Here is a 25,880-nt window from a genome sequence, read left to right on the forward strand (position 1 = left end):
CGGCAGTGCCGTGCGTTGGGATGGTGGTAAGCCATGAGAACGTCTTGTCCCCACCCCTCCCAGGAGGCGCCTTGACCGGCTCCCGTCCCTTGCGTCCGCGGTTGCGCGCCCTGCGACCCGAAGCCTTCGGCGCCGACCCGTCCGGTGCCCGGCTGGACCGGATCCGGAGCTCGCCGAACTTCGCCGACGGCGTGTTCCAGAATCCCGTCGGCGCCCGGACCAGGCCCTCCGGCTCGATGTCGGAGTTCGCCAAGATCTACTTCCACAAGGAGCAGCGGCTCCGGCGGAACCCCGGCGCGCCCATCCCGGTCTACCCGACGACGCTCGCCGAGCTGGCGAAGCCGCCGGTCAGCGGCTTGCGGCTGACCTGGATGGGGCACTCCAGCGTGCTCGCCGAGATCGACGGGCGCCGGGTGCTGTTCGACCCGGTCTGGGGCGACCGGTGCTCACCCTTCCCTTTCGCCGGCCCCAAGCGGCTGCACCCGGTTCCGGTCCCGCTGGCCTCGCTGGGCGAGGTCGACGTCGTGGTGATCTCGCACGACCACTACGACCACCTCGACCTGCCGACGATCAAGGAACTGGCCGACACGAACACGGTCTTCGCGGTCCCGCTCGGCGTCGGAGCCCACCTGGAGCGCTGGGGCGTCCCGGCCGACCGGGTGCGCGAGCTCGACTGGAACGAGACCACCAAGGTCGCCGGGCTCTCGCTGACGGCCACCCCGGCCCGGCACTTCTGCGGGCGCGGCCTGCGCAACCAGCAGTTCACCCTGTGGGCCTCCTGGGTCGTCGCGGGCGACGAGCACCGGGTCTTCCACAGCGGGGACACGGGGTACTTCCCCGGCTTCAAGGAGATCGGCGCCGCTCACGGCCCGTTCGACGCCACGATGATCCAGATCGGGGCCTACTCGGAGTACTGGCCCGACATCCACATGACCCCCGAGGAGGGCATGCGCGCCCACCTCGACCTCCAGGGCGGGGTGCCGCACGGCACGATGCTGCCGATCCACTGGGGCACCTTCAACCTGGCCCCGCATCCGTGGGACGAGCCGGGCGAGGGCACGGTGGCCGCGGCCGAAGGGGTCGGGGCGGCGATCGCCCTGCCGGTGCCGGGGCAGCCGTTCGAGCCGGGCGCGGCGGATGCGCCGGCCGGGGCCTGGTGGCGGCCGTTCGTGGCGGTCGGGCCGGCGTCTGCGATTGAGCCCGTTTCCGTTCCTGCGGCGGAGCCCCCGAAGACGGTCGCCCCGTCGGCGGGCCGCGAGGAGCCGGAGGCGGTGGGTTCGTAGGGGGTGCGGGGGCGGGCCGGGGCCGCCGTCTGGTTGGGGCGGCCGGGTCCGGTTCCCGGTCCGGAGCCGGGGCCGCTGCGCGGAGCTTTCCCCCACCCCGCCCCTTCCCGAAACCGGGCTGCGCCCGGGCCTGCTTCGGGCTTCGTCCGGGCCCGCCCTCGGGCTGCGCCCGGGCCTGCTTGGGGCTGCGCCCGGGCCTGCTTGGGGCTGCGCCCCGGCCCCGACCCGTTCTTGGACCCGGGCTGTGCCCGGACCCGCCCTCGGGCTGTGCGCCCACCGGGGCTGTGCGCCGGGACTCGCTTCGGGGCTGTGCCCCCGTTCCGGGCTGTGCTCAGGATGCCGGGCTGGGGCTGAGCTGGACCCGTTCCGGGCTGCGCCCGTGCCTCCGTGCCGTCCGCCGGACTTCGGTCTCGGCCAGGCCGTGGCTCCGGTCAAGGGTGTGCCCCCGGGGCGCGAGCGACCGGATCGACCCCGTTGTCGGCCGGAGGCCGTGGTTGTGGCTTTCGGGGTGGGTGGGGTGGGTGAGGGGCCTGGCTTTGTGGGGGTTGGGTGGGGAGATATGCGCCCCTTTGGGGGACTGGCGTGTGCGCCCACGGCGCATTCGGGCTTGCGTACGAGCGCTCCATCGGGAGCGGGAAGCACCCGGGGCAAGTTCCCCAACTGGGCGTCAGGGGCGGGATCGTGCGGTCTAGCGTGGGTATCCGGTGATCAACACCGGATCCCGGGACGCCCGGGGCCGGGCCCCACTGACCGAGGACGCAGATGTCCGGACTCCGCGCCGCCCGCCACGCCCCGTCGAGACACGCCGTCACCGGTCCCGGTCGGCAGATACGCCCTCAGCTGGTCCGCTCCGCCGTGCTGCCCACGCTCGCCGCCGGGCTCAGCGGTGCGGCCGCGGTGATCTTCACGCTCCAGCTCGGCGGTGGCGCGGGTGCCCGCGACGACAGGCTCTGGCCGGTGCTCACCGGCTGCGCCCTGCTCGTCGTCGGTGCACTCGCCGCCGCCCTGCTCGGCGCGCAGCGCGCGGCCAACTCCGTCCGCGACCGCTGCGAGGCCCTGCGCCGCTCCAGCGTCCGCGGGCGCCAGGAGCTGCGTACGGCCGCCGAGCGGCTGGAGCGCGGAGAGCTGCCCGCCCGCCCGGTGCGCGGTGGGCCTGGCGGCTCGGGGCTGGGCGGCGACACGGCGCGCGTGGACGAGTTCTGGCTGCTCGCCCAGGAGCTGCGCGGAGCCCGCGAACAGGCCCACGCGACCCTGGTCCGCCTCGGCGGCCCGGTCGCCCCGTCGGACAGCGACCGCAAGGTCGAGGTCTTCGTCAACCTCGCGCGCCGCCTCCAGTCCCTCGTCCACCGCGAGATCTCGCTGCTGGACGACCTGGAGGACACGGTCGAGGACCCGGACCTGCTCAAGGAGCTCTTCCACGTCGACCACCTCGCCACCCGGATCCGACGGCACGCCGAGAACCTCGCCGTGCTCGGCGGCGCAGCCTCGCGCCGCCAGTGGACCCGGCCCATCGACCTGAGCGAGGTACTGCGCTCTTCGGTCGCGGAGGTCGAGCAGTACACCCGGGTCAAGGTGGTGCCCCCGGCGGGCGGCACCGTACGCGGCCACGCCGTCGCCGACGTCGTGCACCTGCTCGCCGAACTCGTCGAGAACGCCACCGTGTTCTCCGCCCCGGACACCGACGTCGTGGTGCGCGCGGAGCGGGTCACCGCCGGCATCGCGGTCGAGGTGGAGGACCGGGGCCTCGGCATGCCCCCCGAGGAAGCCCACCGGATGAACGCGCTGCTCGGCGACCCCGACCAGATCAGCGTCCGGCACCTGCTGGCGGACGGCCGGATCGGCCTGTTCGTCGTATCGGCGCTGGCGCGGCGGCACGGGATCGCCGTGGAGCTCAAGTCCAACATCTACGGCGGGGTGCTGGCCGTCCTGGTCCTGCCGCAGGAGCTCCTGGGGGCGGAGGTCCCGAGCGCCGCCGACGCGCTGGGCGGCTCGCGGGCCACCTCGTGGGGATCCGGTGAGGGGGCGGACGGGCCGCCGCCGCTGGAGCCGGTACGGGTGGGCCTGCCCAGGCCGGAGCCGTCCCCCGTCTCCGCGCCCCAGCCCGTCTCCGCGTCCCAGCCCGTTTCCGGGCCCCGGACGGGCCCGGCGCCCCAGCCCGTCTCCGCGTCCCGGCCCGTCCCGTCGGCCGCACCCGGATGGGCCGTTGACGTGGTCGGCGCGAAGCCCCGTACGGTGCCCCGGGCGACCGGCGGGCCCGCGGAACCGGCCGAGGAGACCCTCGCCGAGCGGGCCCCGGCCGTGTTCCCGGCGGCCTCGGTCGCCCCTGAGCCGAGCGCCCCCGAGGTCACCGCGCCCGCCCCCGCGCAGCCCTCCGTGCCGGCCGCCCGGGTCGGCGGGGAGCGGCCGCCGTTGCCGCGGCGGCGGGCCCAGCACCACGTCGCGCCCCAGCTGCGCGAGGCGCCCGTAGCCAGACCGTCCGAGGGGTCCGGAGTGGAACAGCCCGTGCACGACCCCGGTTTGATGGCCGCCTTCCAACGGGGCTTCGGTCTCGCCCAGTCGGAGAACCGGACGTGACCCCGGCATCCGACTCGACTCGCTCAATCCACCCGACTCACACGTCAGTTAAGGAGCGCATCCCCATGGGCGGCGAAGTGGCGACCAAGACCAGTCGGCTCTCGGACCTCGACTGGCTGCTCAGCGGCCTGGTCCAACGGGTTCCGTACACGCGCAGCGCGGTGCTGCTGACCGCGGACGGGCTCGTCACCTGTGTGCACGGGCTCGACGCGGACAGCGCCGACCACCTGGCGGCGCTCGCCTCCGGGCTGTACTCGCTGGGCCGCAGCGCCGGATCCCGGTTCGCGGACGGCGCCGAGGTCCGGCAGGTGGTGGTGGAGCTCGACACCGCCCTCGTCTTCGTCTCGGCGGCGGGATCCGGCACCTGCCTGGCGGTACTGGCGGCCCGGGAGGCCGACGCCGGAGTGCTCGGCTACGAAATGGCCATGCTGGTCAAGAGCGTGCGCCCGTACCTGGCGGCGCCGCCGAGGCGGCTCACCGCCGACGCGGAGTGATGAGGACCGGGACGAGGGGGACCGGGACGAAGGAGGCCACGGCATCGGGGGCGCCGCGTGACAGTCCGTGGCTGGACGATTCGGCGGGACGGGTGATGCGCCCCTACACGGCGAGCGGCGGGCGGACGCGGGCGGCGATCGCCCTCGACCTCCTCTCGCTGGTGACGGCGACGGGCGTACGCCCGCGCGCACCGCTCGGCGCCGAACACGCGCTCGCGCTCCGACTGTGCGCCGGCGCGGCCGCCGTCACCGTCGCAGAAGTGGCGGGGCACCTGCGACTGCCCGCCGTGGTGGTCAAGGTGCTCCTGTCCGACCTGATGGAACACGGGGCCGTGACGGTGCGGGCGCCGCGCTTCCCGACCGGCGGCTCGTTCGCCGCCGATGACCAGTCCCTGCTCCGGGCGGTGCTCGATGGCCTGCGCAAAAGGCTTTGAGCCGGCCGCCCACGGGCTCCCCGCGACCTTGAAGATCCTGGTCGCGGGCGGGTTCGGGGCGGGCAAGACCACCTTTGTGGGCGCGGTGAGCGAGATCGAGCCGCTGAGCACGGAGGAGCTGCTGAGCGGGCTGAGCGAGGCCGCCGATCCGCTGGACGGGATCGAGGCGAAGACGTCGACGACCGTGGCCCTGGACTTCGGCCGGATCACCCTGGACGAACGGCACGTCCTGTACCTCTTCGGCACGCCCGGCCAGCAGCGCTTCTGGTTCCTGTGGGAGGAGCTGTGCGCGGGCGCACTGGGCGCGGTGGTGCTCGCCGATACGCGCCGCCTCGCCGACTGCTTCCCCGCCGTGGACTTCTTCGAGCGGCGCGGGATCGGCTTCATCGTCGCCGTGAACGAGTTCGACGGCGGCCACCGCTACGCCGCCGACGAGGTACGGGAAGCGGTGGGGCTCGGGCCGGACGTGCCCGTCGTACGGTGCGACGCGCGGCTGCCGGGCTCCGGCACGGGGGCGCTGGCCGCGCTGGTCCACCACCTGCTGTCCAGCGATTCGAACCTTTCAAGCGATTCGAAGCATTTGAAATATTCGGAGTAACGGGATTCGGGGGAGACACCATGACCTACTACGAATCGACCGGGCACCTGCTGCTCACACCGGTGGACCGGGAGGCACCCGCGCGCGTGGTCCGGCTGCGCGAACTGGGGCTGGGGGAGCGGCCGGACGGCGAACTGGACGCCTTCGCCCGGCGGGTCACGGACGCGCTGGCGGCCCCGTACGCCGGGATCAACTTCATCGACGAGGAACGGCAGTTCTTTGCCGGACTGCACCACGCGGCGGACGCCCCGGCGAGCGGCTACCCGGCGCGGGTGCTCACCCGCGACCGCGGCTACTGCCCGCACGTGGTGGTGCGGCGCCGGGGCCTCGTGCTGGAGGACGTACGGGACTTCGCGCGCTTCGCGGGCAACGCGGTCGTGGACGAGAGCGGGATCCGCTCCTACGTGGGTGCGCCGCTGATCGACCGGCGCGGGATCGTCCTGGGCACGGTGTGCGCGGTGGACGTGGTGCCGAGGCGGTGGGGGCTGGCGGGGCTGGCGACGGTGAAGGCGCTGGCCGCGGAGCTGGTGGAGCTCGTGCAGGCGCGGGAGGACGGCCGGGCGGGGGAGGAGGGGCGCCGGGGGGACCGGTGCGGGTGAGGGCGGCGCGGGCAAGAGCGGCGCGGACGAGCGCGGCGCCGCGCGGGCGCCGGGCCGTTGTCAGTGGCGGGGGCTACCGTCGAAGGCGAGGGATCACCAGGGGCTGGAGAGGACTGGAGAGGAGTCGCGGGGATGGCCACGACGGCGCACGATGTCCGGACGATCGCACTGTCGCTTCCGGGCAGCAGTGAGAAGCTCGCCTGGGGCATGCCGACCTTCCGGGTCGGGGGCAAGGAGGGGAAGAGCGGGAAGATCTTCGTCTCGCTGGCCGACGACGACACTTCGATCGGGGTGAAGTGCCCCAAGGAGGACCGGGCCGAACTGATCGAGGCGGAGCCGGAGAAGTTCTTCATACGGCCGGGCCACGATGACAATTATGCCTGGGTCCGGGTCCGCCTCGCAGCCGTGGAGAACGTCCGGGAGCTCCGCTCGATCCTCACGGATTCCTGGCTCCAGGCAGCCCCGAAGCGCCTCGCCGCGTCCCACCCCGAACTGGTCTCGGGCGCGGTCGCGGCGGAAGGCGGCCCGGTAGGGGAGTAGGCGGGCGGGCGGCGACGCGGGGCCCTTCGCCGCCTGCCGCCCCTGCCTCCTCACGCACGGGTGAAGGCGGAGATCCGTGCGCGCAGTGAGGCCGGATCGAGGCCGTGGGCGGCCGTGTGCTCGTCCATCGTGCCGTAGCGGCGCAGCTCGGCGCGGGCGACGCCCAGGCCGAGAACCCGGTGGGGGACCTCCGCCAGCGCCTCGTTGGCGGCCGCCGTCGAGGTGCCCGCCAGGTACGGCTCGACCAGGACCACGTCGGTCCCGGCGCGCCCGACGGCGACGCGGAGCGCCGCGTCGTCGAAGGGCCGTACGGTCGGCGCGTACAGGACGGTCGCGTCCGTGCCCTCGGTCGCGGCGAGGACGTTGTCGAGTAGCGGCCCGACGGCGACCACGACACCCGTGCGTCCCTCCCGTACGGTCTGGAAGCCCAGGCCCGTGACGGGGCGGGCCGAGGCGTTCGATTGCGCGGAGAGCCGGACGTACACCTTGTCGTCCCCGGCCGCGTACGCGTGGCGCAGCAGCGCCTCGGCCTCGTCGGGGTGGCCAGGGATGTGGACGGTCCAGCCGTCCAGGGTGTCCAGCAGGGCCACGTCGCCCGGTGCCATGTGGGTGAAGCCGCCGGCCGGCCAGTCGTGGCTGGCGTTCGCGCTGACCAGGACCCCGCCCGTGCCCTGGTGTCCGAAGTCGAGTTTGAGCTGTTCGAACGGACGTTCCACGAGGAAGCTTGCGAAGGTGTGCACCACGGGCCGCAGGCCCGTGAGCGCGAGTCCACCGCCGACGCCGATCAGCAGCTGTTCGCGGATCCCTACGTTGATCACCCGGTCGGGGTGCCGGTCCCGGGCCGGTCGGAAGGCGTCCATGGTGATCTCGGCGAGCACGAGTGCCAGTCGGGGGTCTTCGTCGAGTGCGTGCGATGTGACCGAGATGAACCGTTCGCGCATGGTGTCCATTGCTTCCCCTCCTACTGCTTCTTCTCGACGCGGGCGACCACGGCGTGCGGCCTGCCCGGGTGCGGTGCGGTGAAGGCGGCGTGCAGCGCCGCGTGGTCCCGGCCGTCCACGGTGACGGCCGACCAGCCGGCCGCCTCGAAACGGGAGGCGATGCCGCCGGGCCAGCCGTGGGTCGCGGAGTCGTTGTCGATCACGATCGTGTGCAGCCGCTCCAGCCCGGCCGGGCCGGCGTAGGCGATGGCCTCGTGATTGCTTCCCTCGTCCAGCTCGGCGTCGCCGATCAGCACCCAGACCGCCGGGCCGGTCAGGCCCTGCGCCCGCAGTCCGAGCGCGCTGCCGACGGCGAGCGGCAGACCGTGCCCGAGCGAGCCGCTGCCGATCTCCACCCCGGGGATCAGCGTGCGGTCCGGGTGGTGCCCGAGCGGGGAGTCGTAGCCACCGAAGCCGCTCAGCCAATCGACGGGGATGAACCCCTTGGCGGCGAGGACGGCGTAGTAGGCCATCGGCCCGTGCCCCTTGGAGAGCAGGAACCGGTCCCGCCCGGGGTCCTCGACGCTCGCGGGCCCCACCCGGAGCACCCGGTCGTAGAGCACCCACAGTGCGTCGAGGGTGGACGAGGCGGCGGGACCGTGCTTCTCGGCGCCGGTCATGAGCGTGATGAGCGGTCGGAGGTCCTCGTAGCGGAACCCGGTGTCCGCGGTTGCCTGTGTCATGGACCGATCGTTCTACCTCAAGCATGCTTGAGGTCAAGCCCCCGCTCACGGCCTCCGGCGCGGCGGCGAAACGTGCGCGCGACCACCCCGCGAAGTGCGGTATCGTTCTCCTGCGCGTTCAACTAGGGGAAACCCCAGGTCAGCGGGCATCGGGACGTGGCGCAGCTTGGTAGCGCACTTGACTGGGGGTCAAGGGGTCGCAGGTTCAAATCCTGTCGTCCCGACCATGCTTTTAGCAGGTCGGAGGCCGTTCTCTCGCTTATGAGAGGGCGGCCTTTCGTGTGTCCGGGGCCATGGTGGTCGCAGTGTGGTCGCACGTCCGGTCTGTGGCCGGTCGGCCGCAGCGCTGAAGGCCGGCGGCGCGGGGGAGCGGAGCCGGCGGACAGCCTCGCGGAGCCGGTGGATGTGGTCGCGTGGTGGTCGCAGCCATGTCGTACGGCCCGTTTGGTGGCTGGCCTTCTCGGCTCCCGTGAGCGTGTGGTCGATGGTGTCGACGGCTTCTCGTGCTGCCTGTTGGGTGAGGTGGCTGTAGATGTTGGCGGTGGTCGACAGGGTGGAGTGCCGCAGGGTCTTGGAGACCACGGTGAGCGGCACGCCGGCGGTGATGGTGATGGTGGCTGCCAGGTGGCGCAGGTCGTGGACCGTGATCCTTGGAACGCCGGCTTCGACGGAGAGCTGGCGAAGCCGGTCGAGAACGTGGTGTGGTCCGAGCGGTCTGCCGTCGGGTTGGCAGAAGACGAGTCCGGCGAACGGGTCGTCAGGATCGCTGTGTGTGCAGGGCGTTGTTTGTGCACGGTGCCGGAGGGCGGTGGCGACGCGGGGTGAGATGGCGACCCAGCCGCAGCTGGATCGGGTCTTCGGCGTGGTGATGACGAGGTGGTTGTTGTCGATGGCGGAGAGGGTGCAGCGGACGTAGAGGACGCCTTCCGTCAGGTGGACGTCGTCCCAGTGGAGGCCCAGGGCTTCCCTCTTGCGTAGGCCGGTGCCGATGAGGAACTCGAACAGGTCGGCCATCTCGGGGTCGGCCTGGTGGCAGTACAGGAGGAAGCAGCCGGCTTCCTCCGCCGTCCAGATCCTCCGTTCCGGCGACGGTGGTCGCCGTAGGGCTGGGGGACTGGCGGGGTTGCGTGGGAGGCGGTGCTGGCGGACCGCGTCGCCGAGGGCGCTGGAGAGGGTGGCCAGGCACCGGTAGAGGGTGGTCTTGCCGCGGCCGGCAGCGAGCTGACCGGTGACGAAGGCCGAGACGTGCCGGTGGGCGAGGTGGTCGAGCTTGAGGGTGCCGAACGCGGGGATGAGGTCGTTGCGGACGTAGTCGCGGTACCGGGCCATCGTGGTCGGCTTCAGCACGAGGGCCTTTGCCGCCAGCCATGAGCCGAGGTAGTCGGCGACGGTCTGGTTGGGGTCCGCGTCGAACCCGCCGGCCTCCCCTTCGAGGAACTGGTGGAGCGCAGTCTCAGCGGCATCGTGGTCGACGAAGCCGCCCCGGCGGATCGTCGTCCGCCGACGGGCTGGGCTGGGGACGTCGACGGCGAAGGTCCAGGTGCCGTGCTCACTGTCGGTGAGCAGGCAAGGGCAGCGTGCGCCGAGCTGGTGGCGGTGGGGGTCCCTGCAGCCGCAGCGGCGGTAGACACGTCCGCGGCCGACGGTGGTAGGCATAGAGATCGCCTCCAAGAGGCGGAGGTCGTGCTGACCCTCTCAGCATGCGACCACGGGCGATCACCCCGCCCACGACGTCGGCGTGACCTGCAGGTTTCCCTTGTCAGCGCGCCAAGGGCGGCGGCTCGGGCAACGCTGCTACCAGCGATGGGCACCCAGCAGATTCTTCGTCTGCTGGCGGTACAGCAGCTGCACCTCCACTGAACTGGGGAAACGTCGTTCAGTAGGGTTCCTTGGAGGGAGTTGGTCCGGGAATGGTCCGGATCTTGGTGTGTGCGGTGCCCGGGGCGGTGGGGATCGGGTGGGTTCTGGGAGTGATAGGGAGCAGCGAGGGTCAAGGGGGCCAGCGCTGGTGGCCCCGGCTTGCCGCCGGGGCCATGTGGGCCGGGGTGGAGCGGGAGTACGCTGCCCAAGCGGCGGCAGCCGCTCGGGCAGTCGGGCAGAGAGGGCATGGCCCCCCATCCGCTCCAGGCGGGTGTGTTCCCCCAAGACGGCGCGACCTGACGTCATCCGCAGGATGCGGCCTCCCCTCAGGCCGGCGCTTCATCCCAGCAGGCCGAGTTCCCGGGGTGTCCTATTGAGTCGCTCCGCGCCTGTTCCTTCGCTGCACACCACGATGTCCTCGATCCTTGCGCCGTACCGTCCCGGTACATAGATCCCCGGCTCGATCGAGAACGCCATGCCAGGCTCCAGCACTTGCGCCGACCCCGCGACGATGTACGGCTCCTCGTGAGTCTCCAGCCCGATCCCGTGTCCGGTCCGGTGCACGAAGTACTCGCCGTAGCCGGCGTCGGTGATGACCTTTCGCCCCACGGCATCGAGTCGCTCGGAGGTGATCCCGGGGCCCACGGCCTCGCACTGCGCCCGTTGCGCTGCCAGCAGCACTTCGAACAGTTCCTGGTAGCCCGTTTCCGGCTCGCCGCCCACGCAGTAGTTGCGAGTGGAGTCCGAACAGTAGCCGTCCTCCGTGGTCCCGCCGATGTCGACGACCACCGGTTCGCCCGCCCCGATCACGCGGTCGGAGGTCTCATGGTGCGGGCTGGCGCCGTTGGGTCCCGCGGCCACGATCACGAAGTCGACGGTCGCGTGCTCGGCGAGGATCGCGTCCGCGATGTCCCGCGCGACCTCACGCTCGGTGCGGCCCACCCGCAGCCACTCGCCCATCGAGGAGTGGACCTTGTCTATCGCCGCCCCCGCCCTCCGCAGCGCCTCCACCTCGGCCGTGGACTTCCGCATGCGCAGCTCGCCCAGCACACCCCCGGCGAGGGCGAGTTCGGCTCCACCCGGCAGCGACCTCTGGAAGGCGAGCACCTGCTCGGCCCACATCTGCTTGTCCAGGCCGACGCGGCGCAGGTTGCCGCCCAGCCGCTTGGCGATCAGCGCATAGGGGTCCTCGGTCTCGGCCCAGCCGACGATCTCGATTCCGAGCCCGGCGGCCGGCGAGGTCTCGGCCAGCGGCTTCTCCAGCAGCGGTACCACCAAGAACGGATCCCCCTGCGCCGGGACGACCAGGCAGGTGAGCCGTTCCAGCGGGTGCGCGGCATAGCCGGTCAGATAGCGGAGATCCGCTCCGGGCGAGATCAGCAGCGCGTCCAAACCCGCCTGGACCGCGCCCCGCCGGGCTCGCTCGACGCGGTCCGCGGGGTACAAGTTCGGATTGTGTGACATCCGCCCGGACATCTAGCGGACCCCAGCGGTGGGCAGGATGGTCTCGTGCTCCAAGCTCGGAAAGGGCAGGTCCGGGCTCATCAGGGCCTCAACGCGGGTGGTCGGGCGCACTGACTCGGCAAGCACCGCCGTGAGCTCCCTGACAGGAGTGTCGTAGGCAGGACCAGTCCATAGAATGCGGATATTTCCACTTGTAGAGCTCATGTGGGTGAGAATTCCCTTCTGCCGCGGTCGACGCTGCACGGGACAGCTGTCGCTGGGGCGCATCGCGGTGAGGCCGGGCCGAACATGCAGGTCGGCCGGGCATTGTGCGAGGTGTGACTCGGGACCGAGGCCTCGACGCCGGCGTCTCCTTAGGGGCCGTTACAGCTGGGGCCGTTACAGCGCTGCCGCCGGCGCGATCCGGATGGCAAGAACGCTACGCGCGCGCCGGTGGACGGGGCTGTGCACGGTGCACTGGCCGGGCGGTCGGACAAGGCGCAGCGCATGCGCTCGGGGCGTTTGCAGCAGCGGCGCGTCCGAGCCGTCCGTGCGGCTGAGGGCGGGCGCAGGGGGCGGGTGGGCGCAAGAGTGGCGGCAGGGGCGTCTGTGCGCGGGGCACACCTGCCGCCCGGACGACTGTGCTCGCAGCATGGTTCCGGCCGTGGTGGCCTGTTTATGGTGCCTCGCATTCACACCGAACCCGATGGTGTGCGTCTCGGTACCAGTGCCAGGAGGGCAGCCGATGAGCGCAGTCTCAGTACAGTCCGGAACCGCCGGAGTCCCGGACGGGGCCGGCGGTCCGCAGCCTGTGGGTGCCTACTTCGAACGCATGCCGTTCGGCAGGGCCCACGTGTTGATCGCCCTCGCGCTGTTCATGGCCTTCGTCATCGAATCGTGGGAGCAGCTCGCCCTCGTTTACGTCTCCGGCGACCTGGGCGACGCCTTCGCCCTGGACGCCGGACGGATCGGGTGGGTGCTGTCGGCCGTGGCCCTCGGCATGATCCCCGGCGCGCTCGTCTGGGGGCCCGTGGCCGACCGGATCGGGCGCCGCGCCGTGTGCCTGTGGAGCCTCGGTTCCTACGGTGCCGTGGCGCTGGGCAGCGCTTTCTCGCCGAACTTCACCACGCTGATGGCCACCCGAGTGCTCTCGGGGATGGCCCTGGCCGGCATCTACACGGTCACCTTCCCCTACTTCCTCGAACTGCTCCCGGTCGGGCTGCGCGGCAGGGCAGCCGTCTACCTGTCGATCGGCTGGCCCATCGGCGTGCTCGCCGCCGTGGGAGTGACCCAGGTGCTGTCCGGAATGGGCTGGCACGTCGTGGCCGTGGCCAGTGCGCTGGCGGCCCTGTGGGTCTTCGCGATCCGGGCCTGGGTGCCCGAGTCCCCGTACTGGCTGGCCGCCCGTGGCCGGCACGCCGAAGCCCGGGCGGTGCTCGTGAAGCTCGGCGTCGAAGTCCCCGAGGGCGTCCGCTTCGCCGTGGTCGAGGCCGAGCGAACCGGCAACCCCCTCGCCCTGCTGCGGGGGCGGCTGCTGCGCATCACCCTGCTCATGCTGATCGTGAACTTCGCCTTCAACTGGGGCTACTGGGGCCTGCAGACCTGGCTGCCCACGCTGCTGATGGAGAAGGGGCTGAGCATGTCCAGCAGCCTCGGCTTCGTGGCACTGAGCGCCCTCTTCATGATCCCCGGCTACGTCTCGGCCTCGTACCTGACCGGGCGCTTCGGCCGCAAGAAGGTTTTCCTGCCGTACGTGGCGGCCGCCGCGGTCAGCGGCGTGCTGTTCGCCTACTCCGGCAGCCTCACCCAGCTGTACGCCGCCAACTTCGCCCTGTCGTTCTTCAGCCTCGGCGCTTGGGGCGTCTGGAACACCTGGAACGGTGAGTTCTACCCGACCGCGCTGCGCGCCACCGGGTACTCCTGGGCCACCGCGGCCCAGCTGATCTCCACCTCGGTCGCGCCCTCGGCCGTCGGATACCTGCTGGCGCGTGCCACCGGGTTCTCCTCCACCGTGCTGTTCATCACCGCGTTCCTGGTCGTGGCGCTGGTCGTGGCCGTGCCGCTGCCGGAGACCGAGGGGCGCGATCTGGAGTGATGCAAGTGATATATAGGGGCAGATGGTGACAGGGTGATGCGGGTGAGGCTGGGCGTGGACGTGGGGCGCGTCACCACCGTCGCCTTGCTGGTCGGGCCGGATGGTCAGACGGTGGCGCGCGTGGTGGTGGACAGTGTTCCCGGCCTCGGCGAGTGTCTGCGCGCGGTGCTCGCCGCGCTGCCCCCGGCTGAGACCGGTGAGGTGGACGCGGTCGGCCTCACCACGGACCTGGAGCGCCGTCCGTCGAGGCTGCGACCAGTAGCCGCATTGCGGATCGCCCCGCCCAGCCATCCGTCCCTCGGGCCGCTCGCGGGCTGGCCTCCTCAGGCCGCCCGCGAGGTGGGGCCGCTCCACGCGGTCGTCCCCGGCGGATCCGCGCTCACCGGGAGGCAACTGGCCCCGCTCGACCGGGCAGCGGTCGCGGACTTCGCGCGGCGGGCCGCCGACGACGGCATCACCGCGTTCTCGATCGCGGCGGCCGGTGCGCTGACCCGCCCCGACCCGGAGCTCGCCGCCGCCGAGGTCATCGCGGAGACCGTTCCCGGCGCGGAGATCACCTTGTCGCACGAGCTCGGGCGGTCGGGGCTGCGGGAGCGCGAGAACACCGCCGTCCTCAACGCCGCCCTACGGCCGTGGGCGGCACGAGTGAGCGATACGGCTGAACGCGCGCTGCGCGTCGGCGGTCTCCGGGCGCCGCTGTTCCTGGCCCGCAACACCGGCGGACTGATTTCCGCCGCGTACTTCCGCCACTACCCGGTCCTCGCCATCGCCTCCACCACGGCGAGCGCCGTACGGGGCGCCGCGCTCGCGGCCGGGGCGGACCGCGCCGTGGTCGTCGACGCCGGGGCCGCGGAATTCCGGTGCGCGAGCGTCACCGACGGCGAAGTCGAAAGCTCCGACGTCGGCCCCGGGCTCGGCGGCGTCGACTTGGACCTGGCCCGGATCCGCACCGACGTCCTGCCCCGCGCCGACCTCGTCCGGACCGGCGCCGAGCAGGTCGCCGACCTGGTGGACAGGGTCCGTCGACGGACCCCCGGCGGGGTGCTCCTCGCGGCGGGCGGAGACTGCGCGCTGGTGCCCGTCCGCGCCCAGGATCCAGCGGCCTCCATCGCCGCCGCGGCCTACGGAGCCGCCCGCTCCGAAATCGTCGCCGAAATCGATCAGGTCGCCGTGGCCGGGGTCCGCGGCGAACTCGACAAGCTCCTCGGGCTCGCCCGTGACCAGGCCCTGGCCCGGGTCGTCGCCGCCGGCGCCGCCCCGGCCACCGCCCGCGTCGCGTTCGCCGCCCACACCCCCGTGTCGTACCTGCCCGAGGGCGTCCACCGCCTCCGCGTCCGCGCCGTCGGATCCCCCTCGGGGATCCCGTCATGACCCGTAGCCGCCGCACATGACGCCCGGGGAGGAGACCGTGCTGGACGCCGCACGGCTGGAGGAGCTCGCCAAGGGGGCGCTGCTGCTCGCGGCGGGCTCCGAGCACTCCTCGTACCGGGCGAGCCTCGACTGGGCACGAGCGGTCGTCGCGGAGCACGGGCCCGTGCCGCTGATCCGCCCCGGCGACCTGGGATCCGGGCGGATGTGCGTCACGGTCAGCCTGCTCGGCTCCTCGGCCGCGCTCGCCGAGCAGCTGCCCACGGGCGAGGAGCCGCGCCTGGCGGTCCGGGCCCTGGAGCGCCGCCTGGGCAGGGCGGCGGACGCCGTGGTGCCGCTCAACACCGCGGCCGAGAACGCCCTGCTCGCAGTCGTCACGGCGGCCTCCTGCGGGCTGCCGCTGGTGGACGGAGACGGCTGCGGACGAGTGCTCCCCCTGCTGGAACAGACCACGTTCACCATCGCCGGGATCGATGTCGCCCCGGTCGCCCTGGCCACGCCCGCCGGGGACGTGGTCGTCGTGGACGCGGCCGGCAGCGGCGTGGAGGAGCTCGTACGGCCGCTGGTCCTCGCGGCCGGGGGCTGGGCGGTCGCCGCTTGCTACGCCGTGGACGGCGAACGGCTGGCGGCAGCCGTGGTTCCCGGCACCGTGAGCCGGGCCCTGGCGGCGGGGCGCCCGACGCACGGCGACCCCTTCGCGCTGTGGGAGCCGCGTCCCCGTCGACTGGGCATCGGGCGGATCAGCGCCGTGGAGCATTCCGCGAGCCCGGGACCGGACGCGGCCGGTGGCGCGGCGCTGCCGTCGCGGCCGACCAGTGTGGTCGTCTCCGAGACCGAGGGCCTGCACAGACGGTTCCGCCTGGAAGCACACAACGAGGTGCTGCTGGTCCTCGCCGACGGCGCGCCGGCTGCGGCAGCGCCGGACCAGATCCTGATGCTGTCGGCAGCCGACCAGCGGGTGCTCGACGTCGAACGTGCCATGCCCGGCATCGAGGTGGAGATCGTCGTGATCCCCGCCGCACCCGCCTGGCACACCCCGCAAGGCCGCCGCTTGGCGGCCGCCGGCGGGCTCATCCTGCTGGACCCGGACCCGGACCTGGACCCGGATGCGCGGCAGGCGAGACACCCGGACGCGGAACGACCCGAGGAGACCCGGTGGTGAGACGTCCCGACCTGCCCGCACCCATGACCGTCGCGGAGCTGGTGCAGTACGGCCCGCTGCCCGGAGTGCGGATACTCGGCACAGCGGGGCGCGACGCCCAGGTCCTGGACGTGCGCATCGTGGACCGGCGCGAAGCCCTCGACGACCTGCGTCCGCACACCGCCGTCGTCCTCACCGAGGCGCTCGCCCGGTCGGGATGGATCGTGGAGATGGCCCTGCGCAAGGCCTGGGAGCAGGCGGCCGCCTGCGTGGTCGTACCCGAGACGGCGGTGGCCGCGCATCTGCCGGGCGCGCTCGCGGACCGCCTCGGCGTCCCGCTGCTGTTGATCGGCGGGGACGCCCTGGAGGGCGCCGTACGGATCGCTTCCGCCGTGTCCAGGCCGGACGCCGGCCGGACCGCGCTGCTGGCCGACGCCGCCCAGCGCCTCGCCGCCGCGGGGCCGCACGTCGAGCGCGTACTGGCGGCGCTGCACGCGGCGCTGCCCTCGACAGCCCTGGCCCTCACCGATCCGGTGGGCGGAATGCTGGCCGGGCGGCGGGCCGCACTCGACTCCGCGCACCCCGTGCGGCTGGACGTGCCGGGGCCCGACGGGCACCCGCTGGCGGCTCTCGTGGCCGACTCCCGCTCCAAGGAGGCGGGTTGGGCGACGACGGTCGAAGCGGTGCTGCGGCTGGCGGTACCCCCGCTGACGGCATGGGCCGCCACCCGCCGCCTCGCGGAGGAACAGCTGGACCGCCGCAGCGAGTTGCTGTTGCACCAGCTGACGCATCCCTCCGAGGAGGAGGACGAACCGGCCCGTGTCCACGTCCGGGCCGAGGCCGCGGCGCTCGGCTGGCCGCTGGCCGGGCCGCTGATCGCTTTCGCCCTGCGACCGGACGCCGTCGCGGAGGCCGACTCCGGGCCGGCACCCGGACCCGCGCTGCGCGCGCTCTGGGCCAGGTACGGCATCGGCGGACCGCTCATCGCGTACGAGGACTGCTGGGTGTCGTGGCGTTCCGCGGTGGCTGGCAGTCCGGCAGCCACCGACCCGGAAGTGTGGCTGCGGCAGGGCGAGGCACAACTGCGTACGGCAGTCCGAGCGATCGGGGACCATCTGCCGGTCGCCGGGGGAGTGGCCGGTCCGGCCGAGGGCACCGGCACACTGGGAGTGGCGCTCGCCGACGCCAGGGCCGCCGCGGCGGTTGCCGCGGTACCCGGGTCGGTGGTCCGCGCCGACCGGATGGGTCCCGCCCAACTGCTGTCGGCGTTGCCCACGGAGGCGCTTCGGCGTCCGGCCGAGGTCGTGCTGGCCCCGCTGCTCGCCGCGGACCGGGACGGAACGCTGCTGCGCACGCTGGCGGTCGTCCTGGACCAGGGCGCCGCCCCCTCGGCGGCGGCGGAGATCCTCGGCGTCCACCGGAACACGGTCGCGGCACGCATGGAGCGCATCCGCTCGCTGGGCTTCGACCCCGAGGACCCTGCTCAGCGCCTTCCCCTTCACCTGGCCTGCCGGGTCCTGCTGGCCGAGTCCTGAGCGGGAAGCGGTGATGGACGCGCCGCCACGTGAGAAGGGCCCGGTCGCCGAGGGGGATTCGGCAACCGGGCCCGGTTCGAGGTGGAGCTGGAGCGGTGGGCGTCAGGCCTCGACGCCGTAGGCGGACGCCGCCCGCCCACGGCTCAGCAGGCCTTGGCGGAGGTCTTCCCGTACCGCCTCGGCGGGGCGCTCCGCGACGGGACCGAAGCCGCCGCCACCACCGCTCTCGCAGCGCAGTACGTCGCCCCGGCGAACGGCCAGCGCGTTCACCTTGAGCAGTTCGCGCTCGCCGTCCCGGCCGGGGTTGAGGACCACGCGGGGCGCCGCGCCGGTGCCGCCGCCGAAGACGCCCCACGCGGGGGTCACGGAACGCTCCCACCACAGGGACAGATCCTGGTCGGCCTCGAACGTGTACTGGCGTACCACGCCGTTGCCGCCGCGGGTGCGGCCCGCTCCGCCGGAGTCGGTACGGATCGCGTACTCGGTGACCTGTACGGGGAACAGCGTTTCCAGCACCTCGACGGGCATGTCCCGCAGGGAGCCGTTGACGTTGTTGATCAGGCAGGACTCGCCGTCGTCGGTCTGCCAGGCGCCCCAGCCGCCGACCGTCGCCTCCTGGGAGACGAAAAGCCTGCCGTTGCGCGGGTCGGTCCCGGTGAACTGCACGATCATCGAGTCGCCGTAGCTTGCGGCAGCCGCTCGCGCGGGCACCGCGGGCGCCAGTGCCTTGACCACCAGGTCGATGACCAGCCCGAGGTGGGAGTAGTAGTACTGGCACGCCGCCGGCTCGACGGCGGCGAGCATGGTGCCCGGCCGGGTGACCACCTTCAGCGGCCGGAAGGAACCGCCGTTGAGCGGGACGTCGCCGCTGACCAGCAGCTTGTATCCGACCCGGCAGGCGGCGACGGTCTGCGCCGCACCGCAGTTGACGGGGCCGGTGGCCTGGTCGGCGCAGTCCGTGACGTCCATGGTCATCCGGTCGCCGTCGATCGCGACGCGCACGGTGACGTGGAGCGGCGTACGCAGGTCGATGCCGTCGTTGTCCAGGTAGCCCGTCGCCTCGTAGACGCCGTCGGGAATGGCGGCGATCTGCTCCCGCTCCAGCCGTTCGGTCTGCGCGAAGATGGCGTCCCGCGCGGCGAGGACGGTCGGCAGGCCCCAGCGGCGGACGATCTCGGCGAACCGCCTCGCACCGGTACGGGCGCAGGCCACCTGGGCGCGCATGTCCCCGAGGGTGGGCTGCGGGAAGCGGACGTTGCGGGCGATCAACGAGTGCGCCTGCTCACAGGGCTCGCCGCCCTCGTAGATCTTCAACGGGCCCATCCGCAGGCCCTCCTGGTAGATCGAGGTGGAGTCCATCGAACCGCCGGGGTCCTTGGAGCCCATGTCGATCCAGTGCGCACGGGAGGCGGCGAAGCCGATCAGCTCGCCGTCGGCGGTGTCCTCGGTGAAGATCGGCGCATAGACGGTGACGTCGTTGAGGTGGGTGCCGCCGATGTAGGAGTCGTTGAGGACCCATACGTCGCCGGGCTGCCAGACGTCCGAGCCGTACGTCTCCTCGGTCGCCCGGGTGCACACCTCCAGGTTGCCCAGGAAGATCGGCAGCCCCGAGGACTGGCCGAGCACGTTGTGGTCCCGGTCGAGGAGGGCGACCGCGCAGTCCTTCGCCTCGTAGATGGTGGGCGTGTAGGACGACCGGATGAGGGTGGTGTTCATGTCCTCCGCGGCCTGCATGAGCGCGCAGCGGATGATCTCTGTGGTTACCGGGTCGACGACCCGGTTGCCGGTGTCGGTCATGCCGTGGCTCCAACCTTGATGACGAGGAAGCCGTTCTCGTCGACGGTGACCGACGAGTCCGGGGGGACGACGGTGGTGGAGGTGGCCTCCACGATGACCGCGGGACCGTCGATGCGCTGCCCGGGCGCGAGCCGCTCGCGGCGCAGAACGGTGGTGTCGTACGAGCGGTCGCCGAATACGACCGGCCTCTGCCGGACGGTGTCGGAGGCGGACTCGTCGGCGGCGTACGGCACCGGTACGGTCTCGGGCAGCGCGCCGAGGGCGGTGCTGCGCAGGGTGACGAACTCGACGGGTGCCTCGGGCGTGGCGTGCCCGTAGCGGCGTTCGTGGAGGCCGGCGAAGCGCTGGGCGGCCGCGGCGAGGAAGCCCTCGTCGGCCGGTTCGGTGGCGGAGAGCAGCGGCACGGCGAGGGTGTAGTCCTGGCCCTCGTACCGCATTTCGACGACGTGTTCGACCCGCTGTCGCTCTGCGGGGACGCCCTGGTGGGCGAGTTCGGCCAGGGCTTCGGCCTCCTGGCCGACCAGCGCCCGCGCCATGGCCGCCCCGTCCAAGTCGGCGGCCAGGGTGAAGAACTGGCGGGAGAGGTCGCGGCGGACCTCGGTGCCGAGCATGCCCCAGGCGGAGAACGCGCCGGGGAAACGCGGTACGACGACCTCGCCGATGCCGAGCTCGCGGGCAATCTCCACCGCGTGCATCGGGCCCGCGCCGCCGAACGCCAGCAGGACGAACTCGCGGGGCTCCAGGCCATGTTCGACGGTGAGTGTACGGATCGCCTGGGCCATCTTGGCGTTGGCAACGTCGCAGATCCCGCTCGCCAGCTCCAGCGGCTCCAGACCGAGCTCATCGGCGAGTGCGGCGACGGCCTGCTGTGCCGCGGCCACGTCGAGCGTCATGTGGCCGCCGGCGAACCAGTCCGGGTCGACGCGTCCGAGCGCCGCGTTGGCGTCGGTGACGGTGGCCTGCGTACCGCCGCGGCCGTAGCAGGCCGGGCCGGGGACGGCTCCGGCGGATTCCGGGCCCACGCGCAGGCCACCGGCCTCGGCATAGGCGAGGGAGCCGCCGCCGGCGCCGATGGTCTGCAGGTTGACCAGTGGCATCAGGACCGGGAAGCCGTCAGCCGAGCCCTCGTTGGAGACGTCGGGGCGGCCGTCGAGGACCAGCGACACATCGAAGGAGGTGCCGCCCATGTCCACGCAGATCGCGTTGCGCCGACCCAGCAGGTCCACGGCCGCCGCGCCGCCCATGGTGCCGCCGACCGGCCCGGACAGCAGGGTCTGCAGGGGGTGGCGGCGGGCGTAGGCGGCGTTCACGATGCCGCCGGAGGACTGCATCACCTGGACCGGGACGGTCAGGCCGTGCTCCGCGAACCGCTCCTCGATCCGGCCCAGATAGCGGCGTACCACGGGGCCCGTGTACGCCTCCAGGACGGCCGAGGACGTCCGCTCGTACTCGCGCCACTCGCCTGCCACCTGGTGCGAGAGCACCACGACGACGTCCTCGCCGAGCTCCTGCTCCAGGATTTTCCCGGCCAGCAGCTCGTGGTCCGGGTTCACGTACGAGAAGAGGAACGAGACGGCGACGGCGTCGAAGCCCTCGTCCTTCGCGCGTCGGGCGGCGGCCCGTACGGCGTCCTCGTCGAGGGGCGCGAGCTCGGTGCCGCGCCAGTCGAAGCGGCCGGCGGCCTCCATCGTGTCGAGGCGCTCGACCAGTGGCTTCGGCTTGCGGTAGTGCAGGTCGAACATCCGGTCCCGGTTGCCGCGGGCGATGTGGTAAATGTCCCGCATCCCGGCTGACGTGAGCAGCAGGACGCGAGCGCCCTTGCGCTCCAGCAGGGCGTTCAGGCCCTGCGTGGTGCCGTGCACGAAGAAGGAGATGTCGCCGGGCGAGTCCACCGCCCGGCCCAGCGAGGCGAAGACTCCCTCGGCCAGGTCGCCCGGCGTCGTGGGCGCCTTGGCCGCGAAGTAGGTACCGCTGTGTTCGTCATAGGCGACGACGTCGGTGAAGGTTCCACCGATGTCCATGGCCACCCGGTATGTCATTGCGCCTCCCGGCTTCCTCAGGGGATCGCCGAGGACGCTAGCCGGGGGCTCCCCGGGAGGGCTGTGCGCGGCGCACGGGTGGCGGGCCGCCACAGTGCGCCGTGCCCGGTTCAGTGGTCGGCGACGGGGACTCCGCCCGCTTGCTGCACGTCCTCGTGCAGGTGGACGATGCGCCACCCCGCGTCGAGGCCCTGCCGCAGGACCGCGGTGTTGCGGACCAGCTCGGGGCGCACCTCACCGGCCGAGGGGTCGGGCGCGAAGTCCACCCGCAGCCAGAAACGCAGCACCGCGATGTCACCGAAGACGTCGACGACCTGCCCGTACGGCTCCAGCCCGGTCTCCACCGGCCCCTCGCCACCGGCCGGGCGCTCCTCGCGCACCCGGTCCAGGTCCGGCTTCCCGAAGAGCAGCCCGGCAGTCGCGGAATCCCACACGGTCGCCTCCGGGTCCAGACAGGCGTCGATCCGCGCTCGGTCCCCGGCCGAGTAGGCCTCGTACATGGTGGTGATCACCTGCCAGACAGCGGCTGCCGTCTCAGGGGCCGCGCCGGGGCGGGCGCCGGCGGGGGAAGAAGGGAATGCGGGCATGGCGGGGCCTCCTGTGGCGGTGGGGGAGAGAGTTCGCGCCTCCGAGCGGGACGGCGACGGGCAGCCAACCTACACACCCGGGCCGGGTTGCTCGGTCCGTGCCGGGTCCGGATCTGTCTCCCCTCATGGGGCGACGTCGGTTCTCGCGAGGAGCGGCAGGAGGCGTGCCACCTCGGCCGTGACGGCGTCCCGCGCACGGCCGAGGTACTTGCGGGGATCCACGGCCTCGGGATGCGTGTGCAGGTGCTCTCGGACGGACCGGGTGAAGATCGAGTTGAGGTGGGTGGAGATGTTCACCTTGGTCATGCCGGCCTCGACCGCCCTGGCGAGGTCCGCGTCCCCGACACCGGAGGAGCCGTGCAGGACGAGCGGTACGTCGACCGCATTGCGCAGGCGGCGGATGAGGGCGAAGTCGAGGTCCGCGTCGCGGGTGCGCATGGCGTGCGAACTGCCCACCGCCACGGCCAGGCCGTCGACGGTCGTGGCCTCGACGAAGGCCCGGGCCTCGTACGGGTCGGTGCGGACGCCGGGGGCGTGGGCCCCGTCCTTGCCGCCCACCTCGCCCAGCTCGGCCTCCACCCACACGCCCGCGTGGCGGCAATGGTCCGTGATGTCACGGGTCGCCGCCAGGTTCTCCTCGTACGGGGTGGTGGAGGCGTCGAACATCACGGAGGTGAAGCCGAGTTCGACTGCTTCGTGGACCAGGGAGGCGGACTCGGCGTGGTCCAGGTGGACGGCTACGGGGACCCGGGCCGCTCGGGCGACCGCGAGAGCCGCACTGCCGATGACGGCGAGGGAGCCGTGGTAGCGAGCGGTGTTCTCACTGATCTGAAGGATGACGGGCAGTCCGGCGGTCTCCGCTCCGGCGACGATGGCCTCGGCGTGCTCGATCTGGACGACGTTGAACGCGCCGACGCCCGTGCCCGCCGCGCGGGCGGGGCGGACGATGGCGTCAGTGGCCGTGAGGGGCATGGATTTCCTCCACCGTTGATGTGGTGCGGATGCGGCGGTAGAGGTCTGCGTCGACCTCACCGGCTACGGGACAGGGCACGGCCGAGGCCGAGAGGGCGACGGCCTCGCGCAGTAGCTGAGGCCAAGGAAGGCCGTCGGCGAGACCGGCGGCGATCGCGGCCACGCAGGCGTCGCCGGCACCGGTGGGGTTGCCGGACAGCCGTTGCGGGGGAGTGGCGCGCCAGACTCCCCGGGGGGCTACGGCGTACAGACCGTCGGGCCCGGCGGACGCCACGACGGCTCCGGCCCCGTACGCCCGCAGCCTGGAGGCAGCGACGAGGACGTCGTCGTGGCCGGTGACCTCGGCCAGTTCTGCCGCGTTGGGCTTGATGACGTCCGGTCCGGCGGCCAGGGCGTCCAGGAGGGCCGGGCCGCTGGTATCGAGGACCGTGGGTACGCCCGACTGCGCGGACGTCCGGATGAGATGCGCGTACGCGTCGGACGGGAGCCCGGGCGGCAGGCTGCCGGAGAGCACGACCACCTGCGCGGAACGGACGAGTTGGGCGAACCGCTCGGTGAAGTCGGTCCACGTGGGGGCGGCAACCTGCGGGCCGGACTCGTTGAACACCGTTGCGTCGCCGTCCTCTTGGCTGACGACAGTGAGGGTGCGACGCGAGTCACCGGCCGTTTCGACGAGTTCGTCGCGGAGCCCGGCGGTGTGCAGGTCCTCGCGCACGAGTGCGCCCGTCGGACCGCCGACGAGGCCGGTCACTTGTGAGTCCCGGCCCAGCGCGGACAGGACCCGGGCGACATTGATTCCCTTGCCTCCGGCGCGTGCGTGGGAGGCGATGACGCGGTGCGAGCCGTGCGGCTCCAAGGCGGCGACCTCGTACGTGACGTCGAGGGCGGCATTCAGGGTGACGGTGAGGATCACAGTGTCCGAGCCTCGTCGTCCTCGGGTTCTGACGGATGGCCGGTCGCGGCCCCCCAGGCGGACAGCCCCGCACCCAGGCATCCGGACCTGTCGCCCAGGGCCGCCCGAACCACCAGCGGGCGCCGCTGGAAGGTGAGTGCCTCGTCGAGACGGGCGCGGAGCGGCTGGAGCAGCAGCTCGCCGGCTTCGGCGAGGCCGCCGCCGAGGACGATGATCTCGGGGGCGAGCATCGTGGTCGACATGGCCAATGCGAAGCCCAGTGCCGCGACCGCGCGGTCCCAGACCACGCGCGCATCGTCGTCGCCCTGCGCCAGCCGTGCGGCGACCTCGGCCGCGCCGTGGACGGATCGGCCGCACCGTGCGGCGTAGGAGTCCTGAATGGCCACGGCGGACGCCACGGTCTCCAGACACCCGCGACTGCCACAGGCGCACTGCCTGCCGCCCGGCTCGACGACGACGTGTCCCAGTTCCCCGGCGTACCCGTCGGCGCGTACGAGCCGCCCGTCGCAGACCATGGCCGCGGAGATGCCCGTACCGATGGGAACGAACAGGGTGTTCCGTGCACCACGGGCCGCGCCGAGCCGGCTTTCCGCGAGAGCGCCCGCGCGTACGTCGTGTCCGAGGGTGACGGGCACCCCGCACGCATCCTCGAGCCGGGATGCGAGCGGAAGGTCGCGCCAGCCTATGTTGACGGAGTGGACCGTCCGCTGCCTCTGCTCGTCCACGATGCCGGGTACGACCACCCCCGCTCCGCGGACCGGCAGGCCGCGGACGGCGGCATCCTCGGCGAGGTCCCGCAGCGCCGCGGTGATCGATGAGACCACCGCGTCCGGTCCCGCATGCCGTGGAGTCGGGCGGCGGAGCGTGGTCACGGACTGAAGGCGCCGGTCCAGCACGGCCCCCTTCATGCCGGTGCCGCCGACGTCGAGCGCGAGCACACAAGCACCGTCGTCGTCAGGGAACTCAGGCATGGCTGCCCTCGAGGATCACGGAGCGGGTGAGGTTGCGGGGCCGGTCGGGGTCGTACCCGCGGCCCTGGGCGAAGCGCACGGCCAGCCGCTGCGCGAGGACGAGGTCGGCCATGGGGTCGAGCCCGGTGGAGGGTTCGGAGGAACCGGCGAGGAACGTGCCGCCGACGCGCGCGACATCCTCCGCCAGCCCCTGTGGAGCCGGACCGAAGAGCCAGGCCACCCGTCCCGGGGCGGTGATGCTGATGGGCCCGTGCCGGTACTCCATGGCCGGGTACGCCTCCGTCCAGGCACCGGCAGCCTCCCGCATCTTGAGCGCCGCCTCCAGCGCCAGACCGTAGGTCCAGCCGGTGCCGAGGAAGGTGATCTGCTCGGCGGCGCAGGCCGCGTCATGGAGCGGCGCGGTGACCGCCCGCTCGGCGTCCTCGATAGCCCGGGAGAGTGTGAGCATGCCGGCGGGGAGGGCGCCTTCCGCCTCCAGATGGGCGCGGAGGAGGGCCAGTACCGTGGTGGCGAACCGGGTCTGGACGACCGACTGCTCGTCCGCGAAGTCCAGTACGGCGACCGCGTCGGCCGCTTCCATGACGGGTGTGGCCGGATCGGCGGTGATGGCGCAGGTCGGAACCGTGCCCCGGATGCCGTCCAGGACCTGCAGCACCTCGGTCGTCGTGCCGGACCGCGTGATGGCCAGGACCCGGTCGTAGTCACGGCCGAGAGGGAACTCCGAGGCGGCGAAGGCGTCCGTCAGCCCGTGGCCGCCGGACTCGCGCATCTGCGCGTAGGCCAGTGCCATGAACCAGGAGGTGCCGCAACCGATCACCGCGACGCGCTCGCCCCGGCGGGGCAGTGCGTGCGACAGGCGGGGAACGGACTCGGCGGCCAGCCGCCATGTGTCCGGCTGTGAAGCGATCTCGGCTGAGGTCCGGGACGTGTCGCGAAGGGACATGTGAACTCCTTGGGGCAGGGATGCAGGAATG

Annotated in this window: 22 protein-coding genes and 1 tRNA gene; 12 read left to right on the forward strand and 11 right to left on the reverse strand. The window is 72.7% G+C overall.

Annotated elements, in window-relative coordinates:
- The first annotated feature begins 71 nt into the window (after nt 1-71).
- The 7 genes from AC3IYJ_RS33275 (at nt 72) to AC3IYJ_RS33305 (ending at nt 6,522) form a co-directional block, all read left to right on the forward strand.
- Nucleotides 72-1,283 (forward strand): MBL fold metallo-hydrolase, encoded by a 1,212-nt coding sequence (locus AC3IYJ_RS33275; RefSeq protein ID WP_489398204.1) that lies wholly within the window; start codon nt 72-74, stop codon nt 1,281-1,283.
- A gap of 762 nt (nt 1,284-2,045) precedes the next feature.
- Complete coding sequence (locus AC3IYJ_RS33280) at nt 2,046-3,857, forward strand: sensor histidine kinase (RefSeq protein WP_489398205.1); 1,812 nt, start codon at nt 2,046-2,048, stop codon at nt 3,855-3,857.
- Nucleotides 3,858-3,922: 65 nt separating this feature from the next.
- A complete protein-coding gene (locus tag AC3IYJ_RS33285; RefSeq protein WP_489398206.1) occupies nt 3,923-4,351 on the forward strand; it encodes a roadblock/LC7 domain-containing protein in 429 nt (142 codons plus the stop codon).
- Nucleotides 4,352-4,446: 95 nt separating this feature from the next.
- Nucleotides 4,447-4,785, forward strand: coding sequence for a DUF742 domain-containing protein (locus AC3IYJ_RS33290; protein ID WP_489398207.1), 339 nt, complete (start codon nt 4,447-4,449; stop codon nt 4,783-4,785).
- Nucleotides 4,763-5,383: a GTP-binding protein gene (locus AC3IYJ_RS33295; RefSeq protein ID WP_489398208.1), complete on the forward strand. Its 621-nt coding sequence runs from the start codon at nt 4,763-4,765 to the stop codon at nt 5,381-5,383. Before AC3IYJ_RS33290 ends, AC3IYJ_RS33295 begins: the two co-directional genes overlap by 23 nt.
- Nucleotides 5,384-5,403: 20 nt before the next feature.
- A complete protein-coding gene (locus AC3IYJ_RS33300) occupies nt 5,404-5,982 on the forward strand; it encodes a GAF domain-containing protein (RefSeq protein WP_489398209.1) in 579 nt (192 codons plus the stop codon).
- 132 nt (nt 5,983-6,114) lie between these two features.
- Nucleotides 6,115-6,522: an MmcQ/YjbR family DNA-binding protein gene (locus AC3IYJ_RS33305; protein WP_489398210.1), complete on the forward strand. Its 408-nt coding sequence runs from the start codon at nt 6,115-6,117 to the stop codon at nt 6,520-6,522.
- Between the two features lie 50 nt (nt 6,523-6,572).
- Here the strand turns inward: AC3IYJ_RS33305 and AC3IYJ_RS33310 are convergent, their stop codons facing one another.
- Together AC3IYJ_RS33310 and AC3IYJ_RS33315 are read right to left on the reverse strand one after the other, a co-directional pair.
- Nucleotides 6,573-7,472 (reverse strand): transketolase family protein, encoded by a 900-nt coding sequence (locus AC3IYJ_RS33310; protein WP_489398211.1) that lies wholly within the window; start codon nt 7,470-7,472, stop codon nt 6,573-6,575.
- Between the two features lie 11 nt (nt 7,473-7,483).
- Nucleotides 7,484-8,185 carry a transketolase gene (locus AC3IYJ_RS33315; protein WP_489398212.1) on the reverse strand — a complete coding sequence of 234 codons (702 nt, stop codon included), beginning with the start codon at nt 8,183-8,185 and terminating at the stop codon, nt 7,484-7,486.
- A 150-nt stretch (nt 8,186-8,335) separates the two neighbouring features.
- Between AC3IYJ_RS33315 and AC3IYJ_RS33320 the strand changes: the two genes are divergently transcribed.
- Nucleotides 8,336-8,412, forward strand: a tRNA-Pro gene (locus AC3IYJ_RS33320).
- On the opposite strand, the gene AC3IYJ_RS33325 is transcribed toward AC3IYJ_RS33320, so the two are convergent.
- On the reverse strand, nt 8,375-9,841 hold the full coding sequence (locus AC3IYJ_RS33325; RefSeq protein WP_489398213.1) for a tyrosine-type recombinase/integrase: 1,467 nt from the start codon (nt 9,839-9,841) through the stop codon (nt 8,375-8,377). The two genes, AC3IYJ_RS33320 and AC3IYJ_RS33325, sit on opposite strands and share 38 nt — an antisense overlap.
- Before the next feature lie 543 nt (nt 9,842-10,384).
- A complete protein-coding gene (locus AC3IYJ_RS33330; protein WP_489398214.1) occupies nt 10,385-11,509 on the reverse strand; it encodes a M24 family metallopeptidase in 1,125 nt (374 codons plus the stop codon).
- A 724-nt stretch (nt 11,510-12,233) separates the two neighbouring features.
- Here AC3IYJ_RS33330 and AC3IYJ_RS33335 point away from each other — a divergent pair.
- From AC3IYJ_RS33335 to AC3IYJ_RS33350, 4 genes are read left to right on the forward strand one after another with little or no spacing between them, the layout of a single operon-like run.
- Nucleotides 12,234-13,583: an MFS transporter gene (locus AC3IYJ_RS33335; protein WP_489398215.1), complete on the forward strand. Its 1,350-nt coding sequence runs from the start codon at nt 12,234-12,236 to the stop codon at nt 13,581-13,583.
- A 36-nt stretch (nt 13,584-13,619) separates the two neighbouring features.
- Entirely contained in the window at nt 13,620-14,954 is a 1,335-nt protein-coding gene (locus AC3IYJ_RS33340; protein ID WP_489398216.1) for a hydantoinase/oxoprolinase family protein, read from the forward strand.
- A 16-nt stretch (nt 14,955-14,970) separates the two neighbouring features.
- Nucleotides 14,971-16,113 carry a DUF917 domain-containing protein gene (locus AC3IYJ_RS33345; RefSeq protein ID WP_489398217.1) on the forward strand — a complete coding sequence of 381 codons (1,143 nt, stop codon included), beginning with the start codon at nt 14,971-14,973 and terminating at the stop codon, nt 16,111-16,113.
- On the forward strand, nt 16,110-17,627 hold the full coding sequence (locus tag AC3IYJ_RS33350; protein ID WP_489398218.1) for a PucR family transcriptional regulator: 1,518 nt from the start codon (nt 16,110-16,112) through the stop codon (nt 17,625-17,627). The genes AC3IYJ_RS33345 and AC3IYJ_RS33350 overlap by 4 nt, the downstream gene beginning before the upstream one ends.
- A 102-nt stretch (nt 17,628-17,729) precedes the next feature.
- Here the strand turns inward: AC3IYJ_RS33350 and AC3IYJ_RS33355 are convergent, their stop codons facing one another.
- The 7 genes from AC3IYJ_RS33355 to AC3IYJ_RS33385 form a co-directional block, all read right to left on the reverse strand.
- Nucleotides 17,730-19,424 (reverse strand): hydantoinase B/oxoprolinase family protein, encoded by a 1,695-nt coding sequence (locus AC3IYJ_RS33355; protein ID WP_489398219.1) that lies wholly within the window; start codon nt 19,422-19,424, stop codon nt 17,730-17,732.
- Nucleotides 19,421-21,463 carry a hydantoinase/oxoprolinase family protein gene (locus AC3IYJ_RS33360; RefSeq protein WP_489398220.1) on the reverse strand — a complete coding sequence of 681 codons (2,043 nt, stop codon included), beginning with the start codon at nt 21,461-21,463 and terminating at the stop codon, nt 19,421-19,423. Before AC3IYJ_RS33360 ends, AC3IYJ_RS33355 begins: the two co-directional genes overlap by 4 nt.
- Before the next feature lie 110 nt (nt 21,464-21,573).
- Nucleotides 21,574-22,050 (reverse strand): YybH family protein, encoded by a 477-nt coding sequence (locus AC3IYJ_RS33365; protein ID WP_489398221.1) that lies wholly within the window; start codon nt 22,048-22,050, stop codon nt 21,574-21,576.
- Between the two features lie 123 nt (nt 22,051-22,173).
- Entirely contained in the window at nt 22,174-23,022 is an 849-nt protein-coding gene (locus tag AC3IYJ_RS33370; RefSeq protein ID WP_489398222.1) for a class II fructose-bisphosphate aldolase, read from the reverse strand.
- Entirely contained in the window at nt 23,003-23,935 is a 933-nt protein-coding gene (locus AC3IYJ_RS33375; protein ID WP_489398223.1) for a 1-phosphofructokinase family hexose kinase, read from the reverse strand. Before AC3IYJ_RS33375 ends, AC3IYJ_RS33370 begins: the two co-directional genes overlap by 20 nt.
- Nucleotides 23,932-24,906, reverse strand: a complete 975-nt coding sequence (locus AC3IYJ_RS33380) for an ROK family protein (RefSeq protein ID WP_489398224.1) — start codon at nt 24,904-24,906, stop codon at nt 23,932-23,934. Before AC3IYJ_RS33380 ends, AC3IYJ_RS33375 begins: the two co-directional genes overlap by 4 nt.
- Nucleotides 24,899-25,849, reverse strand: coding sequence for an SIS domain-containing protein (locus AC3IYJ_RS33385; protein WP_489398225.1), 951 nt, complete (start codon nt 25,847-25,849; stop codon nt 24,899-24,901). The genes AC3IYJ_RS33380 and AC3IYJ_RS33385 overlap by 8 nt, the downstream gene beginning before the upstream one ends.
- Between the last annotated feature and the right edge of the window lie 31 nt (nt 25,850-25,880).

This window comes from Streptomyces sp. GL_140 (assembly GCF_057834465.1).